Source organism: Actinomadura scrupuli (genome assembly GCF_050971785.1).
GTDB lineage: Bacteria > Actinomycetota > Actinomycetes > Streptosporangiales > Streptosporangiaceae > Actinomadura_E > Actinomadura_E scrupuli.
In genome coordinates, this window is the sequence record NZ_JBPCCU010000003.1 from 924842 (window position 1) to 938937 (window position 14096).

14 protein-coding genes are annotated in these 14096 nt (G+C 73.8%); 11 read left to right on the top strand and 3 right to left on the bottom strand.

Going from position 1 to position 14096, the window contains the following annotated elements; translation table 11 throughout:
- Positions 1–6: 6 nt before the first annotated feature.
- Together boxB and boxC are read right to left on the bottom strand one after the other, a co-directional pair.
- Positions 7–1428 carry a benzoyl-CoA 2,3-epoxidase subunit BoxB gene (gene boxB, locus ACRYCC_RS18615; protein ID WP_433813661.1) on the bottom strand — a complete coding sequence of 474 codons (1422 nt, stop codon included), beginning with the start codon at positions 1426–1428 and terminating at the stop codon, positions 7–9.
- A gap of 2 nt (positions 1429–1430) precedes the next feature.
- Positions 1431–3128 (bottom strand): 2,3-epoxybenzoyl-CoA dihydrolase, encoded by a 1698-nt coding sequence (boxC, locus tag ACRYCC_RS18620; protein WP_433813663.1) that lies wholly within the window; start codon positions 3126–3128, stop codon positions 1431–1433.
- Between the two features lie 154 nt (positions 3129–3282).
- Between boxC and ACRYCC_RS18625 the strand changes: the two genes are divergently transcribed.
- From ACRYCC_RS18625 to ACRYCC_RS18640, 4 genes are all read left to right on the top strand, one after another.
- The gene (locus tag ACRYCC_RS18625; RefSeq protein ID WP_433813665.1) at positions 3283–4158 is read left to right on the top strand and encodes a PaaX family transcriptional regulator; all 876 of its coding nucleotides are present in this window, start codon (positions 3283–3285) and stop codon (positions 4156–4158) included.
- A gap of 230 nt (positions 4159–4388) precedes the next feature.
- Positions 4389–4817, top strand: a complete 429-nt coding sequence (locus tag ACRYCC_RS18630; RefSeq protein ID WP_433813667.1) for a PaaI family thioesterase — start codon at positions 4389–4391, stop codon at positions 4815–4817.
- Between the two features lie 76 nt (positions 4818–4893).
- Positions 4894–5745 carry a 3-hydroxyacyl-CoA dehydrogenase family protein gene (locus ACRYCC_RS18635; RefSeq protein ID WP_433813669.1) on the top strand — a complete coding sequence of 284 codons (852 nt, stop codon included), beginning with the start codon at positions 4894–4896 and terminating at the stop codon, positions 5743–5745.
- Positions 5746–5909: 164 nt separating this feature from the next.
- Positions 5910–7028, top strand: coding sequence for a 5-methyltetrahydropteroyltriglutamate--homocysteine S-methyltransferase (locus tag ACRYCC_RS18640; RefSeq protein ID WP_433813671.1), 1119 nt, complete (start codon positions 5910–5912; stop codon positions 7026–7028).
- A 47-nt stretch (positions 7029–7075) separates the two neighbouring features.
- On the opposite strand, the gene ACRYCC_RS18645 is transcribed toward ACRYCC_RS18640, so the two are convergent.
- Positions 7076–7924 (bottom strand): PaaX family transcriptional regulator, encoded by an 849-nt coding sequence (locus ACRYCC_RS18645; protein ID WP_433813672.1) that lies wholly within the window; start codon positions 7922–7924, stop codon positions 7076–7078.
- Positions 7925–8163: 239 nt separating this feature from the next.
- Between ACRYCC_RS18645 and ACRYCC_RS18650 the strand changes: the two genes are divergently transcribed.
- The 7 genes from ACRYCC_RS18650 to ACRYCC_RS18680 all read left to right on the top strand — a co-directional run bounded on the left by ACRYCC_RS18650 (position 8164) and on the right by ACRYCC_RS18680 (position 13988).
- Complete coding sequence (locus ACRYCC_RS18650; RefSeq protein WP_433813674.1) at positions 8164–9699, top strand: acyl-CoA synthetase; 1536 nt, start codon at positions 8164–8166, stop codon at positions 9697–9699.
- 11 nt (positions 9700–9710) lie between these two features.
- Positions 9711–10166, top strand: coding sequence for a MaoC family dehydratase (locus ACRYCC_RS18655; protein ID WP_433813676.1), 456 nt, complete (start codon positions 9711–9713; stop codon positions 10164–10166).
- A 6-nt stretch (positions 10167–10172) separates the two neighbouring features.
- Complete coding sequence (locus tag ACRYCC_RS18660) at positions 10173–10973, top strand: IclR family transcriptional regulator (protein WP_433813677.1); 801 nt, start codon at positions 10173–10175, stop codon at positions 10971–10973.
- 110 nt (positions 10974–11083) lie between these two features.
- Positions 11084–12118: a Rieske 2Fe-2S domain-containing protein gene (locus ACRYCC_RS18665; protein ID WP_433813679.1), complete on the top strand. Its 1035-nt coding sequence runs from the start codon at positions 11084–11086 to the stop codon at positions 12116–12118.
- Entirely contained in the window at positions 12115–12261 is a 147-nt protein-coding gene (locus tag ACRYCC_RS18670; protein ID WP_433813681.1) for a hypothetical protein, read from the top strand. Before ACRYCC_RS18665 ends, ACRYCC_RS18670 begins: the two co-directional genes overlap by 4 nt.
- Positions 12258–13211 carry a PDR/VanB family oxidoreductase gene (locus tag ACRYCC_RS18675; protein WP_433813683.1) on the top strand — a complete coding sequence of 318 codons (954 nt, stop codon included), beginning with the start codon at positions 12258–12260 and terminating at the stop codon, positions 13209–13211. The genes ACRYCC_RS18670 and ACRYCC_RS18675 overlap by 4 nt, the downstream gene beginning before the upstream one ends.
- 12 nt (positions 13212–13223) lie before the next feature.
- Positions 13224–13988, top strand: coding sequence for an alpha/beta fold hydrolase (locus tag ACRYCC_RS18680; RefSeq protein WP_433813685.1), 765 nt, complete (start codon positions 13224–13226; stop codon positions 13986–13988).
- Positions 13989–14096 lie beyond the last annotated feature (108 nt).

Below are 14096 nucleotides of genomic sequence, written 5' to 3' on the forward strand. Positions count from 1 at the left end.
CTCCGCTCAGCCGATCCGGACGTAGGAGAAGTCGACGGGCCGGTCGTCGATGCCGACGGCCGGCGGGCCGATCCAGGACGCGAACCTGCCGGGCTCGTACACGGGCCGCATGAGCGCGGCCACGTCGGCCCGGTCCTGCGCACTGGGCAGCCAGTGGACGGCACGGGCCGCCCAGGTGGCCTCGTCGAGCACCTCGCCCCCGGGACCGACGTGCACCCCGGCGTAGACGCCGACCCGCCGGTTGAAGCCCTCGTGCGGCACGTGGAGGCGCTGCGCCACCCCGGCCTCCTCCAGCGCGCGGTTCCAGCGCTTGACGCCGTTGGTGCAGTCGCGCACGTACTCGTTGCGCAGGTCGAGGTTGAGCGCCGAGAGCGCGGGGACCTCGTCGGTGACGAACCGGCCGTCCCGCACCGAGCCCACCTCGGCGACGTCCTCCAGCAGCCGGTGGTCGTCCTTGCGGCGCCGCTCCATCCAGCGGCCCTTCACCCCACCGGAGAAGTAGTTGGCGGCGTTGGTGCTGGTCTCGGAGCCGAACAGGTCCATCGACACCGAGAAGTGGAAGTTGAGGTACTTCTGGACGATGGCCAGCGGGATGCCGCCGTGCGGGAGGACGTCGTCGGTGTCGTGCTCCTTCATGAGGGCCGCGGTGCGCTCCACGATCCGCTGCACGCCGGTGGTGCCCACGAACATGTGGTGGGCCTCCTCCTTGAGCATGAACTCGCAGGTACGGGCCAGCGGGTCGAAGGCGCTCTCCTTGAGGGTGCCGAGCTGGAACTTGCCGTCCCGGTCGGTGAAGTAGGTGAACATGAAGAACGCCAGCCAGTCCGGCGTCTGCTCGTTGAAGGCGCCGAGGATCCGCGGGGAGTCGGCGTCGCCGCTGTTGCGCTGCAGCAGCATCTCGGCCTCGTCGCGGCCGTCACGGCCGAAGTGGGCGTGCAGCAGGTACACCATGGCCCACAGGTGGCGGCCCTCCTCCACGTTGACCTGGAAGAGGTTGCGCAGGTCGTAGAGGCTGGGCGCGGTGCGGCCCAGGTGCCGCTGCTGCTCGACGCTGGCCGGTTCGGTGTCGCCCTGCACGACGATGAGCCGCCGCAGGTCGGCGCGGTACTCGCCGGGGACGGACTGCCAGGCGGGCTCGCCCCGGTGCTCGCCGTGGCTGATGAGCCGCTCGCCGTCGCGCTCGGCCAGGAAGATGCCCCACCGGTACTCCGGCATCTTCACGTAGTCGAAGTGCGCCCACCCCTCACGGCCGACGGCGACCGCGGTGCGCAGGTAGATGTCGTTCTCCTTGAACACGGCCGGGCCCAGGTCACGCCACCAGTTCAGGAAGTTCGGCTGCCAGGACTCCAGCGCCCGCTGGAGCCGCCGGTCGGTGTCCAGGTCGACGTTGTTCGGGATCTTGCCGCTGTAGTCGGTCGAGGTGGTCATGGTCACACTCGCTTCCGGTCGAAGACGGCCCGCTGCCCGGTCCCGTACCGGCACAGGGCGCCTTCGGGTCCGGCGGCGTTGGGCCGCTGGAAGATCCAGTTCTGCCAGGCGGTCAGCCGGGCGAAGATCTTGGTCTCGAGGGTCTCCGGCCCGGCGAACCGGAGACTGGCCTCCAGCCCGGTGAGCGCGTCGGGGCTGAACGCCGCGCGCTCCTCGAGGGCCAGCCGCAGTTCGTCGTCCCAGTCGAGCTCGTCGGGGATGAAGGTGACCAGGCCGGCGTCGGCGGCCTCGCAGGCGGTCAGCGGGGTGCCGGCCAGCTCGGCGGCGGTCGCGTGGGCGTGGTCCCTGCCGTGGAAGCGGGCGGCCAGCCGGGTGAGCCCGTTGCCCATCGGCAGCGGCCCGAGGTTCATCGCGGTGAGCGTCAGCGTCGCCACCGCGTCGTGGCCCTCGCGCGGCCCGTCGAGCATGTACGACCGGTCGGCGGCGAGGGCGAGCTCCGCCAGCGTCCCGGTGAAGCACGAGCCCGGCTCGATCACCGCGAAGACCGACCGGGAGGAGACGTCCAACCGCTTGAGGGTGCGCTTGTAGTAGTGCAGCGTCTCCTCGACCAGCCAGTCGTCGCGGTGCGCCAGCAGGAACGCGTCGAAGCGGGCGGCGGTGGCGCCGTCGCCCCGAGTCGCGAATACCCAGGTGCCGACCTCCGGCTCGTTGGTGCGCAGCCGCAGGATCAGGTCGTCCAGCTCCCTGGTCACGGCGAGCGGCCAGAAGCCCGCGCCCTGCCGGTGCACCTCGGCGAGGTCGGCGGGCACGTCCGCCGGCCCCCGCACGGTGATGGACGCCGTCCCGGTCGCCCGGTCGATCCGGCAGGTCACGTGGGGGTAGGCGAGACCGCCGGGTCCGGTGGTCCGGTCCAGCGCGGTCAGCTCGATCCCCCGGACGTCGCGCCGCGGGCCGGCCTCGGCGAGGATCTCGGCGACCCTGGCCTCGATCGCCTCGTCGAAGCGCCGGGGCGGCACCGTCGCGTCGACCAGGCCCCAGCCGACCGCGGTCGCGCCGCGTACGCCCTCGGCGCGGGTGGCGAAGACGTCGGCGAGGTCGCGGCGGACGTGCCGTTTGTCCACCAGCCGGGTCAGCCCGCCGGTGCCGGGCAGCACGCCCAGCAGGGGCACCTCCGGCAGCGACACGGCCGAGGAGCCGTCGTCGATCAGGATGATCTCGTCGCAGGCCAGCGCGAGCTCGTAGCCGCCGCCGGCGGTGGTGCCGTTGAGGGCGGCGATCCACCGCTTGCCGGAGTGGGCGCTGGCGTCCTCCAGCCCGTTGCGGGTCTCGTTGGTGAACTTGCAGAAGTTCACCTTCCAGGGGTGCGGCGACCGGGCGAGCATCGGGATGTTCGCACCGGCGCAGAAGACCCGGTCCTTGGCGCTGGTGACCACCACGGCACGGACCTCGGGGTGCTCGAACCGCAGCCGCTGGACCGCGTCGTGCAACTCGATGTCCACGCCCAGGTCGTAGCTGTTGAGCTTCAGCCCGTAGCCGGGCACCAGCCCGCCGTCCTCGTCGACGTCGAGGACCAGCCGGGCGGACGCGCCCGCGGTCTCGAGCCGCCAGTGCCGGTAGCGGCCCGGGTGGGTGTCGAAGTCGACGACCGGCGGTTCGGCCTCCGCTTCGCGTGGTGTTCCGGACGCGACCTGGGCCGTCATGCGCAGTCTCCGTTCCGCGGCACGCCTTGACCGAACCTTGGCCCCATGTTCTACATGGACGAGACGCTCGTCAATACTCTTGTGGAGTATCGAGGACGGGCCGCCCGGCGATGCCGGGGCCGGCCCGCCCGCCGTCCGAGCCGAGGAGCCGCACATGCCCGGACCGACCGGCGTGCCCGTGGAGAGCGCCACGGCACCCGAGCCGGAGTTCCGCCGGCGCCGCGAGATCGGCGCGGCCAGCGCCCGCTCGCTGCTGCTGACCCTCCTGGGCGAGTTCGTGCTGCCCGCGGGCGGTCCGGTATGGACCTCCGCGTTCCTGGACGCGCTCGCGCTGGTCGGCGTCGAGGAGAAGGCGGTCCGGCAGGCCCTGGCCCGCAGCGCGACCGAGGGATGGCTGGAGGCACGGCGCCACGGACGGCGCACCGCCTGGGAGCTGACCCCGGCCGGCCGCCGCCTGCTCACCGAGGGCGCCGAGCGCATCTACGGTTTCGGCGCGCCCGTGACCGCGTGGGACCAGCAGTGGCTCATCGTGCTGGCCAGCGTGCCGGAGACCAGCCGGCGGCTGCGGCACCTGCTCCGCTCCCGCCTGGCCTGGAGCGGGCTGGGCAACCTGTCCCCGGGCGTCTGGGTGAGCCCGCATCCCGGCCGGCGCGCCGAGGTGGCCGAGGTGCTCGACCAGGTCGGTGTGGCCGGCACCGCCACGATCTTCGTCGGTGGCCTCGGCGATCTGGGCGAGGCCCGGCGGGTGGCCCGCCGGGCCTGGGACCTCGCCGGCATCGAGCTGGCCTACGAGGACTTCCTCGACCAGGTGCGCCTGCTGCGCCCCGCGAACGGCGCGGAGATGTTCGCCGCCCAGATCCGGCTGGTGCAGGAGTGGCGGCGCTTCCCCTTCCTCGACCCCGGCCTGCCTCCGGAGCTGCTGCCGCGGCAGTGGGGCGGCAGCCGGGCGGTCACCGTGTTCGCGGACCGGCACGACGGGTGGCGGCCGGCCGCCGACCGGCACTGGCGGGCCCTCGCCGCGACGACCTGAGCGCCGGGGCCGGCGGGTGGCGCCGGAGGGCCTCCCGCCTGGGCCGACCCGCCCGCCGGGCGCCGGCGGGCGATAGGAGAGGATGACGGCGCCGGCCGTACGCGCCAGGAGGCGGTGACGGCGGCACAACGATGGACGAACCCGGTGACGCGACGCGGGCCACGGCCCCCGGGGGCCACCGGCCGCCGATCCGGACGACCCGTCGCCGACCGGCGACGCTGAGGAGAACCATGCGACTGCCCGACCAGGTCACCGGCGGATTCAACAAGGCCCTCGGCCTCGAGTTCATCGAGCTCGGCGCCGACCGCACCGTCGTGACCTGCGAGATCACCCCCGAGCTGCTCCAGCCGTACGGGATCGTGCACGGCGGGGTGCACTGCTCGATCGTCGAGACGGCGGCCAGCATCGGCGCCGCGGTGTGGTTCGGCGACCGGGGCAACGTCGTCGGCGTCGCCAACCACACCAACTTCCTGCGCGCCGCGCGCTCGGGAACGCTCACCGCCACGGCCACACCGGTCCACCGCGGCCGCACCCAGCAGCTGTGGCAGGTGAACATCACCGACGAGGCGGGCCGTGACATCGCCCGCGGCGAGGTCCGGCTGGCCAACATCGCCTCCGCCGACGTGCTCGGCACGGACGGCCCGGCCGCGGGGAGCTGACGCGGATGTCCGCCGACCACCCCCTTGACCAGCCCATCGGCGCCCGGCAGGGCGTCACCACGCCGTGGGAGACCGCATGAGCGCCGCGCCGCGACACACCCTGGTCGTCGGCGGCGGCACCATGGGCACCGGCATCGCCTACGTCCTGGCCCTGGCCGGCCACCCCGTCACGCTGGTGGAGCCGGACGGCGAACGGGCCGCCGCAGCGGTCGCGGCGATCGGCGGCGCCGCCCGCAAGGCCGCCGGCCGGGGCCGGCTCGACCCGGCGGCCGCAGCGGAGCTGCCGGCCAGGATCACCGTCGTGCCCGCGCTCGAGGCCGCGCCGCCGGGCCCCGAGGTCGCCGTCGAGGCGGTGCCGGAGCGGGCCGGGCTGAAGCGCCAGGTGCTGTCGGCCATGGAGAGGCTGGAGCCCGGGCTGCTGGCGACCAACACCTCGGGCCTTCCGGTGACCGGGCTGGCGGGCGCGCTCGACCGGCCCGGCCGCTTCCTCGGCCTGCACTTCTTCAATCCGGTGTGGTCGATGCCGCTGGTCGAGATCGTCGTCGGGGAGCACACGGCCGCGGAGACCGTGGACGCCGCCCGCGCGCTGGTCGCCGCGTTCGGCAAGGAGTCCATCGTGGTGCGCGACGCCCCCGGCTTCGCCACCAGCCGGCTCGGCGTCGCGATCGGGCTGGAGGCCATGCGCATGCTGGAGGAGGGCGTGGCCGAGGCCGCCGACATCGACAAGGCGATGGAGCTGGGCTACCGCCATCCGATGGGCCCGCTGCGCCTCACCGACCTGGTGGGCCTGGACGTACGGCTGGACATCGCCCGGCACCTGGAGGGCTCGCTGGGGCCGCGGTTCGCGCCGCCCGCCATCCTGGTCCGCCTGGTCGGCGAGGGCAGGCTCGGCAAGAAGACCGGGCACGGCTTCTACGAGTGGGAGTAGCCGGGCCGGGCCGCGTGCCCCGGGCGCCGCAGGCCGGGGGCCGGGGGCCGAAATTCGGCGGGAAGTTGACCGAGGCCAGGGAAATGCCTAAGTTCTGGGACCTGTGCCCGGCACGCGGCGGGCTCGATGCCCTCGCGCCGGGACCCCCGGACGAAGGGAACCTCATGCCCGCTCGAACAGTGCCGCCCTTCCGCGCCGACCATGTCGGCAGCCTGCTGCGCCCCCCGGAGCTGCTGACCGCGCGCGACGACCACGCGCGGGGCCGCATCTCCGCCGCGGAGCTGCGCGAGGCCGAGGACACCGCGATCCGCGCGGTGGTGGAGATGCAGCGGGAGGCCGGGCTGCGGTCCGCGACCGACGGTGAGTTCCGCCGGACCTCCTGGCACATGGACTTCATCTACCAGCTCGGCGGGATCACCCCGGCCGACGAGAAGATCAAGGTGCAGTTCCACAACGAGTCCGGTGACCTGGACTTCACCACCGCCGCGCTGCGGGTGCACGACAAGGTACGGCTCGAGCACACGATCTTCGCCGACGATTTCCGCTTTCTGCAGGGCCTGACGACCACGGCGACGCCGAAGCTGACGATCCCGTCCCCGAACATGGTCCACTACCGCGGCGGGCCGGCGTCGATCGACCCGAAGGTCTACCCCGACATCGAGGAGTTCTGGTCCGACCTGTCCTCCGCGTACGCGGAGCAGGTCCGCCGGATGGGGGAGCTGGGCTGCCGGTACCTCCAGTTCGACGACACCAGCCTGGCCTACCTCAACGACCCGGCCCAGCGAGCGATGATCGCTGAGCGCGGCGACGACCCCGACAACCTGCATCTGCGCTACATCCGCCAGATCAACGCCGCGCTCGCGCACAAGCCGGACGGCATGGCCGTCACCACGCACATGTGCCGCGGCAACTTCCGCTCGTCCTGGACCGCGGAGGGCGGGTACGACTTCGTCGCGGAGGCGCTGTTCGGCGAGCTGAACGTGGACGGCTTCTTCCTGGAGTTCGACGACGCGCGCTCGGGCGGGTTCGAGCCGCTGCGGTACGTCCCGGCGGGCAAGATGGTGGTGCTCGGCCTGGTGACCACCAAGCGCGGCGAGCTGGAGTCCAAGGACGACCTCAAGCGCCGGGTGGACGAGGCCGCCAAGTTCGTGCCGCTGGAGCAGCTCTGCCTCTCGCCGCAGTGCGGCTTCTCCTCCACCGTCGAGGGCAACGTGCTCACGCACGAGGAGCAGGCGGCCAAGCTGCGCCTCATCACCGAGACGGCGCGGGAGATCTGGGGCTGAGCCCGGCCGGGGCCGCGCCGCGGCGCGGCGCGGCGCGGCCCCGTGGCTCACCCGGCGGGGACCGTCTCCAGCAGCCGCCCGGCGATCAGCCCGGCCGGCTTCTCCAGCCGGGCGTGCAGTTCCCGGACGAGCCGCTGGGCACGCGGCGCCGGCCAGTCCGCGGGCAGCAGGTGCAGGGGCAGCCGGGGGTCGCCGCGGATGATCTCCAGCCATTCGGCCATCAGCAGCAGCTTGCGGGCCAGCGGATCGGGCACCCCGGGCAGCGGATCGGGGCGGTCCCAGCGCCGCAGGTACGTCTCGTACCTGCCGGCGAGCCCGTCCAGGTCATAGGCGTCGCGGATCAGCGGGCCGAGGTCGGCGGGGTGGACGGGCTGGGCGGTGAAGACCTTGACGTAGCCCTCCAGGCCGAGCTCGCCGAGGATCCCGGTGACGTCGACCCGGGACGGGGCGATCCACAGGCCGCTGTGCAGCATGCCGAAGCCGGCCCAGACGAGCCGGGACCTGAGGTCGTGCCGGGCCCGCTGCCAGGCCTCCGGCAGGGAGAAGCCGACCAGGGTCCAGGGCTCGCCGGACTCCGCGTTGACCGCGCCCGGCCCCCAGACCCGCGCCTCACCGTCCTTGAGGATCATCTCCGAGCGCGGCGTGAGCCCGAAGTACATGCGGCGACCCTGGCGCCGCCTGCACAGCAGCCCGCGGTTGACCATGCGCGTCAGGGTCGAGCGGGTGGCGTGCTCGGAGACGCCCACCCGGGCCATGACGTCGATGTAGCTGCCGGAGAACACGCACACGTCCTGGCCGAGCACGTAGTTGCCGAGGAAGGTGAACATCACCGTCTGCGGGCGCAGCGCCGCCGGTTGCGCCTCGGGATCGGCACCCGGCCGCTCTTCCCCGTCCATGCACCCTCCGTAGCGCCCGCCGAGGACCGTCATACCCAGGTTTCCGGGAAGGCGCTCGATATTAGGCAGACTATTGACTGTCGTCGACAATACGCCTAATTTCAGCTCACCGACGTCACCGGACCCGCCACCGGAACGGAGGTCGGGTGGCTCACCGCCGAGCGAACGCGGCCCGGCCGCCGGCCCCCCGAGCACCCGGGCCGCGCCGGGCGGGAGCCGCCGGAAGGAGAGAGCAGCCCATGCGCAACCAGGGCATCGGGTCGTGGCCGGCCCGCCGGGCCCGTCTCTCGCCCGGCCGGACCGCGGTGATCTTCCGGAAGGGCGGCCGGAGCTACGCGGAGCTCGACGACCGGGTCAACCGGCTCGCCCGGGGCCTGCGCGCCCGGGGCCTGGCCCCCGGCGGCCGAGTCGCCTACCTCGGCCCCAACCACCCGGCGTTCCTCGAGACGCTGTTCGCCGCGGGCGCCGCCGGGGCGATCTTCGTACCGCTGAACTTCCGGCTGACCGGCCCGGAGCTGCGGTTCGTCCTCGACGACTCCGGCGCGGAGGTGCTCATCTACGCGCCCGAGCACGCGGACGTGGTGGCGGCACTGCCCTGGGGCGGACGGCGGCTGATCGCGCTGGCCGACGACTACGAGGACCTGCTGGCCGGGGCGGCACCGGACCCGCTGGACGAACCGGTGGAGCTCACCGACACCTGCATGATCATGTACACCTCGGGCACCACCGGCACGCCGAAGGGCGCGGTGCTCAGCCACGGCAACATCACGTGGAACTGCGTGAACGTCCTGCTCGACGTGGACCTCACCCGGGACGAGGTCACCCTGGTCAGCGCCCCGATGTTCCACGCCGCCGCGCTCAACATGACCTGCCTGCCGACGTTCCTCAAGGGGGCGACCGCGGTCGTCATGCCGTCCTTCAGCCCGGACGCCGCCTTCGACCTCATCGAGGAGCACCGGGTGACGTGGATGTTCGGGGTCCCCGCGATGTTCCAGGCGATGCTGCGGTCCCCCCGGTGGCCGGGGGCGGACCTGTCGTCGGTCCGCATCCTGGAGTGCGGCGGCGCGCCGGTGCCCGAGCCGCTGATCCGCGCCTACCAGGCCCGCGGCCTGACCTTCGTGCAGGGCTACGGCATGACCGAGACCGCGCCCGGCGCGCTCTTCCTCGGCCCCGAGGCGGCGGACCGGATCGGCTCGGCGGGCAAGCCCTCGTTCTTCACCGACGTCCGGCTGGCCGGCCCGGACGGCACCGCCCCTCCCCCGGGCGTGCCCGGCGAGATCCAGATCCACGGCCCCAATGTGATGAAGGGCTACTGGAACCGGCCCGACGCCACCCGGGCGGCCTTCGCCGGGGACGGCTGGTTCCGCTCCGGCGACGCGGCCCTCGTCGACGACGAGGGGTTCTTCCGCATCCACGACCGCATCAAGGACCTGATCATCTCCGGTGGCGAGAACATCTACCCCGCCGAGGTCGAGGCCGCCCTCTACGAGCACCCCGGGGTCGCCGAGTGCGCCGTGATCGGCGTGCCCGACGAGACCTGGGGCGAGGTCGGCAAGGCCGTCGTGGTGCCCCGCCAGGACGTCGCGGTCGACGCGGCGGAGCTGCTCTCCTCGCTCCGGGGCCGGCTGGCCGGATACAAGATCCCCAAGACCGTCGAGTTCACCGCGGCGCTCCCCCGCAACGCCGCCGGGAAGGTGCTCAAGCAGCGCCTGCGCCACGGCGCCGATCCCGGCCCCCGCCCCGACCACCGTCCCGGCCCCCGCCCCGACCACTGAGGAGGAAGCTCGTGACCACCACCGTGACCGGGCTGGCGGAGATCAAGCCCCTCGCCGGGCGCGACCTCGGCTCCAGCTCCTGGCTGGAGGTCGGCCAGGAGCGCATCGACGCGTTCGCCGACGCCACCGGTGACCACCAGTGGATCCACGTCGACCCCGACCGCGCCAAGGACGGGCCCTTCGGGGGCACCGTCGCGCACGGTCACCTGACCCTCTCGCTGCTGATCCCGCTGTGGAACGACGTCCTGGACGTCCAGGGCATCGAGATGGCCGTCAGCCACGGTCTCAACCGGGTGCGCTTCCCCGCCCCGGTACCGTCGGGGTCGCGGATCAGGCTCGGCGCCACGCTCATGGAGGTCTCCGACGTCCCGGGCGGCGTGCAGGTCCTGGCCGACCTGGTCGTGCACTGCGACCGGGCCGACAGACCCGTCTGTGTCGCCGAGGCGGTGTACCGCTACTACGGCTGAGGCGGCATGGAAGAGGAGGTCCTGATGGACGGCTGGGCGGCCCGCCCGTCGGTCACCGAGCGGGTGCTCGGGATCCTGGCCGCGTTCACGCCCGACAACCCGGCGATGAACCTGTCTGAGATCAGCCGGCGCACCGGCCTGCCCGTCGCCACCGCGCACCGCCTCACCGGCGAGCTGACCCGGTGGGGCGCGCTGGAACGCGACGCGCACGGGGTGTACCGGGTCGGCCTGCGGCTGTGGGAGGTGGCCGCGCTGGCGCCGCGCGGCCTCGGGCTGCGCGAGAGCGCGATGCCCTTCATGGGGGACCTGTACGAGGCGACCCGCCAGAACGTGCAGCTCGCCGTGCTCGACGGGCTGGACGTGGTCTTCCTGGAGCGGATCGCCGGCCGGGACGCCGTCAACGTCCTCACCCGGGTCGGCGGGCGGTTCCCCGCGCACGCCACGGGCGTGGGCCTCGTCCTGCTGGCGCACGCCTCCCGCGAGGTGCAGGAGCGGGCGGTCGCCGGTCCGCTGCGGCGGTTCACCGACAAGACGATCACCGGGGGCGCGGAGCTGCGCCGTGCCCTCGCGGAGGTGCGCCGGACCGGCGTGGCCGTCAGCGACGGACAGGTGGAGCTCGTCGCGCTGTCCGTCGCCGCCCCCGTGCGCGGCCGGGACGACACGGTCGTGGCGGCCCTGTCGGTCGTCGTCCCCGCGCGGGGCCGGAATCCCCAGATGTACGTGCCGGCCGTGCGGGCGGCGGCGCGCGGGGTCTCGCGTGCCCTCGGCGCGCCGAGCACGCGGTGGCCGAGCGCCTCGTCCGGATGATCCTTTCCGTTGGCCGGAAACCTCGCTGACGCCTCCGCGGCGGCCGCGCCATCCTCGGACGGCGGCCGTCCGGCCGCCCCACGGCAGCCAGTCACGAAGGATGAGCGCCCATGAGCACCGGCCCCTTCCCCCGCGACCAGTGGTACGTCGCCGCCTACACCGGCGAGGTGGGTGAGGAACTGCTCGCCCGCACCATCTGCGGCGAGCCGATCGTGTTCTACCGGACCTCCGCCGGAACGGCCGTCGCACTCGCCGACCGGTGCGTGCACCGCCGCTTCCCGCTGTCGGAGAGCAACCGCGACGGCGACCGGATCGTCTGCGGCTACCACGGTTTCACCTACGACTCCACCGGCGCCTGCGTGGCCGTGCCCGGGCAGCAGCGGATCCCGCGCACCGCCCGGGTGCCCGCCTACCAGGTGGTCGAGCAGGACTCCCTGGTGTGGGTGTGGATCGGCGACGGCCCGCCCGCCGACCCGGCGTCGATCCCGCGCGCGCCGTGGCTGGACGCGCCCGGCTGGGTCAGCGTGCGCGGCATGGAGCCGCTCGCCGCCCGCCACGCCCTGCTCGCCGACAACCTGCTCGACCTCTCGCACGAGACGTACCTGCACGCCGGGTACATCGGCACGCCCGAGGTGGCCGCGACCCCGATCACCACGGAGGTCGACGAGGAGGCGGGCGTGGTGCACGTCAGCCGCCGTATGAAGGACGTGGAGTGCCCGCCCTTCTACGCGAGGTCGACGGGCATCGAGGGACGCATCGACCGCTGGCAGGACATCGAGTACCACGCGCCGTGCCTGTACCTGCTGCACAGCCGGATCGCCCCCACGGGCGTCGAGCCGGGACCGGACGGGGACGACCGCGCGGCCTGCCACGCCGAGATCGTCTACGCGCTCACCCCGGAGACCGCCACCACCACGCACGACTTCTGGATGGTCGCCCGCGACTTCGCCCTGGACGACGAGGAGGTCTCCCGGTTCCTGGCCGACAGCAACCGCACCGTCGTGCTGCAGGACGTCACCGCGCTCAACATCCTGGAGCGGGTGATCGCCGCCGAGCCCGAGGGCTACCAGGAGCTCAGCATCAACATCGACACCGGCGCGCTCGCCGCCCGCCGGATCCTGCGGCGGATGACCGAGCGGACATGAGCCGCTACCGGGTCGTCTGGAGCCCCGGCAGCGATCTGCTGCTGGGGATCTGCCACTGCGGCGCCGAGCACACGGCCGAGGACCCCGCGGAGCTGTGGCGGTGGCTGCTGGCCCATCCCGAACACGACGGGAAGAGCCCGTGACCTCGCCGGACGCCGAGACCACCGTGGTGGTGGCGGCCAGGGACACCCTCGCCGACGGGGTGGCGGGCCTGACCCTGCGCGACCCCGGCGGAGGCCCGCTGCCGGCCTGGGAACCAGGCGCGCACCTCGACCTGCTGCTGGAGTCCGGGCTGGAACGGCAGTACTCGCTGTGCGGTGATCCGGCCGACCGGCACGCGTGGCGGGTGGCGGTGCTCCTGGAGCCCGGCGGCCGGGGCGGCTCCGCCCGGGTGCACGGCCTGCGGCCCGGCGCCCTCCTGACCGCCCGCGGCCCGCGCAACCACTTCCCGCTGGTGCCCGCCGCGCGCTACCAGTTCATCGCGGGCGGCATCGGCATCACCCCGATCCTGCCGATGGTGGCGGCGGCCCGCGCCGCGGGCGCGGATTGGCACCTGCTGTACGGCGGGCGCCACCGCCGGTCGATGGCCTTCCTCGGCGAGCTCGCCGCACTGGGCGACCGGGTCGCCGTCCGCCCGCAGGACGAGACGGGACTCCTCGACCTCGACGGGCCGCTCGGCGAGCCCCGGGACGGCACCGCGGTGTACTGCTGCGGCCCGGAGCCGCTGCTGGCCGCCGTGGAGGAGCGCTGCGCCGGGTGGCCGCCCGGGGCACTGCACCTGGAGCGCTTCGCGCCCAGGCCGCCCGAGGCCGGCCGCGAGACCGGCCAGGGTTTCGAGGTCGTGCTCGCCCGCAGCGGGCTGACCGTCACCGTCGCCCCGGGCACCTCGGTGCTGCGGGCCGTCGAGGAGGCGGGCGTCGCCGTGCTGTCCTCGTGCCGTGAGGGGACCTGCGGCACCTGCGAGACCACCGTCCTGGAAGGCGTGCCGGAGCACCGCGACTCCGTCCTCACCGGCGAGGAGCGCGACACCCGTGAGTTCATGATGATCTGTGTCTCCCGCGCCCGCGGCCCACGCCTCGTCCTCGATCTCTAGGAGACCGCCCGGATGAACCGGCTCAGCTCGTTCGACGGCACGTCCCTCGCCTACCGGGTGTGGGACGGCGACTCCGCCCTGCCGCCCGTGGTCCTGCACCACGGGTTCGTGGTCGACACCGAGGTCAACTGGGTGATCACCGGGATCGTCGACGCCCTGCGCGCGGCCGGCCGGACCGTCGTCGGCCTGGACGCCCGCGGCCACGGCGCCTCCGGCAAGCCGCACGACCCGCAGCGGTACGGCGAGGAGACCATGGCCCGGGACCTGGTGCTGCTCCTCGACGTCCTCGGTGCCCCGGAGGTCCACCTGGTGGGCTACTCGATGGGCGCGGTCGTCTCGCTGGTCGCCGCGTCCCGCGACCCGCGGATCACGCGGCTCGTCGTGGGCGGCGTCGGAGCGGGGATCGTCGAGGTCGGCGGGGTGGACACGCGGGCGATGCCGCTCGGCGCGGTCATCGCCGCGCTCACCGCGGACGAGCCCTCCGCCCTCGACGACCCCGGCGCCGCGGGGTTCCGGGCGCTGGCCGACGGGACGGGAGCCGACCGGGCGGCACTGGCCGCGCACGCCGCGGCGGTCCGGCCGCTGGACATCCCGCTCGCCGCCATCAGCGCCCCCACCCTGGTCCTGGCGGGCGACGCCGACCCGCTCGCCGCGCGCCCCGAGGTGCTGGCCGCCGCCATCCCCGGCGCCCGGCTCGCACTCGTGCCCGGCGACCATCTCACCGCGGTGCCGGAGCCCCGCTTCGCGGCGTCGATCGTGGAGTTCCTCGCGGGGTAGCCCGCCTTCCCGGCCCGGCCCCGAGAGCGCCGCCCCGGCCCGGCCGGCCGCGTTGACCGGTGATGTGCGGCTTCCTGACCTGCGGTGTGAGTGGCAGGCGGTGCACCG

Excerpts from the sequence above, each read along its gene's own strand:
- ACRYCC_RS18660 (WP_433813677.1), top strand. The coding sequence starts at position 10,173 with ATGGAAGAGGAGGTCCTGATGGACGGCTGGGCGGCCCGCCCGTCGGTC.
- ACRYCC_RS18665 (WP_433813679.1), top strand. The coding sequence starts at position 11,084 with ATGAGCACCGGCCCCTTCCCCCGCGACCAGTGGTACGTCGCCGCCTAC.
- ACRYCC_RS18630 (WP_433813667.1), top strand. The coding sequence starts at position 4,389 with ATGCGACTGCCCGACCAGGTCACCGGCGGATTCAACAAGGCCCTCGGC.
- ACRYCC_RS18635 (WP_433813669.1), top strand. The coding sequence starts at position 4,894 with ATGAGCGCCGCGCCGCGACACACCCTGGTCGTCGGCGGCGGCACCATG.
- ACRYCC_RS18680 (WP_433813685.1), top strand. The coding sequence starts at position 13,224 with ATGAACCGGCTCAGCTCGTTCGACGGCACGTCCCTCGCCTACCGGGTG.
- boxB (WP_433813661.1), bottom strand. The coding sequence starts at position 1,428 with ATGACCACCTCGACCGACTACAGCGGCAAGATCCCGAACAACGTCGAC.
- ACRYCC_RS18625 (WP_433813665.1), top strand. The coding sequence starts at position 3,283 with ATGCCCGGACCGACCGGCGTGCCCGTGGAGAGCGCCACGGCACCCGAG.
- ACRYCC_RS18645 (WP_433813672.1), bottom strand. The coding sequence starts at position 7,924 with ATGGACGGGGAAGAGCGGCCGGGTGCCGATCCCGAGGCGCAACCGGCG.
- boxC (WP_433813663.1), bottom strand. The coding sequence starts at position 3,128 with ATGACGGCCCAGGTCGCGTCCGGAACACCACGCGAAGCGGAGGCCGAA.
- ACRYCC_RS18650 (WP_433813674.1), top strand. The coding sequence starts at position 8,164 with ATGCGCAACCAGGGCATCGGGTCGTGGCCGGCCCGCCGGGCCCGTCTC.
- ACRYCC_RS18670 (WP_433813681.1), top strand. The coding sequence starts at position 12,115 with ATGAGCCGCTACCGGGTCGTCTGGAGCCCCGGCAGCGATCTGCTGCTG.
- ACRYCC_RS18640 (WP_433813671.1), top strand. The coding sequence starts at position 5,910 with ATGCCCGCTCGAACAGTGCCGCCCTTCCGCGCCGACCATGTCGGCAGC.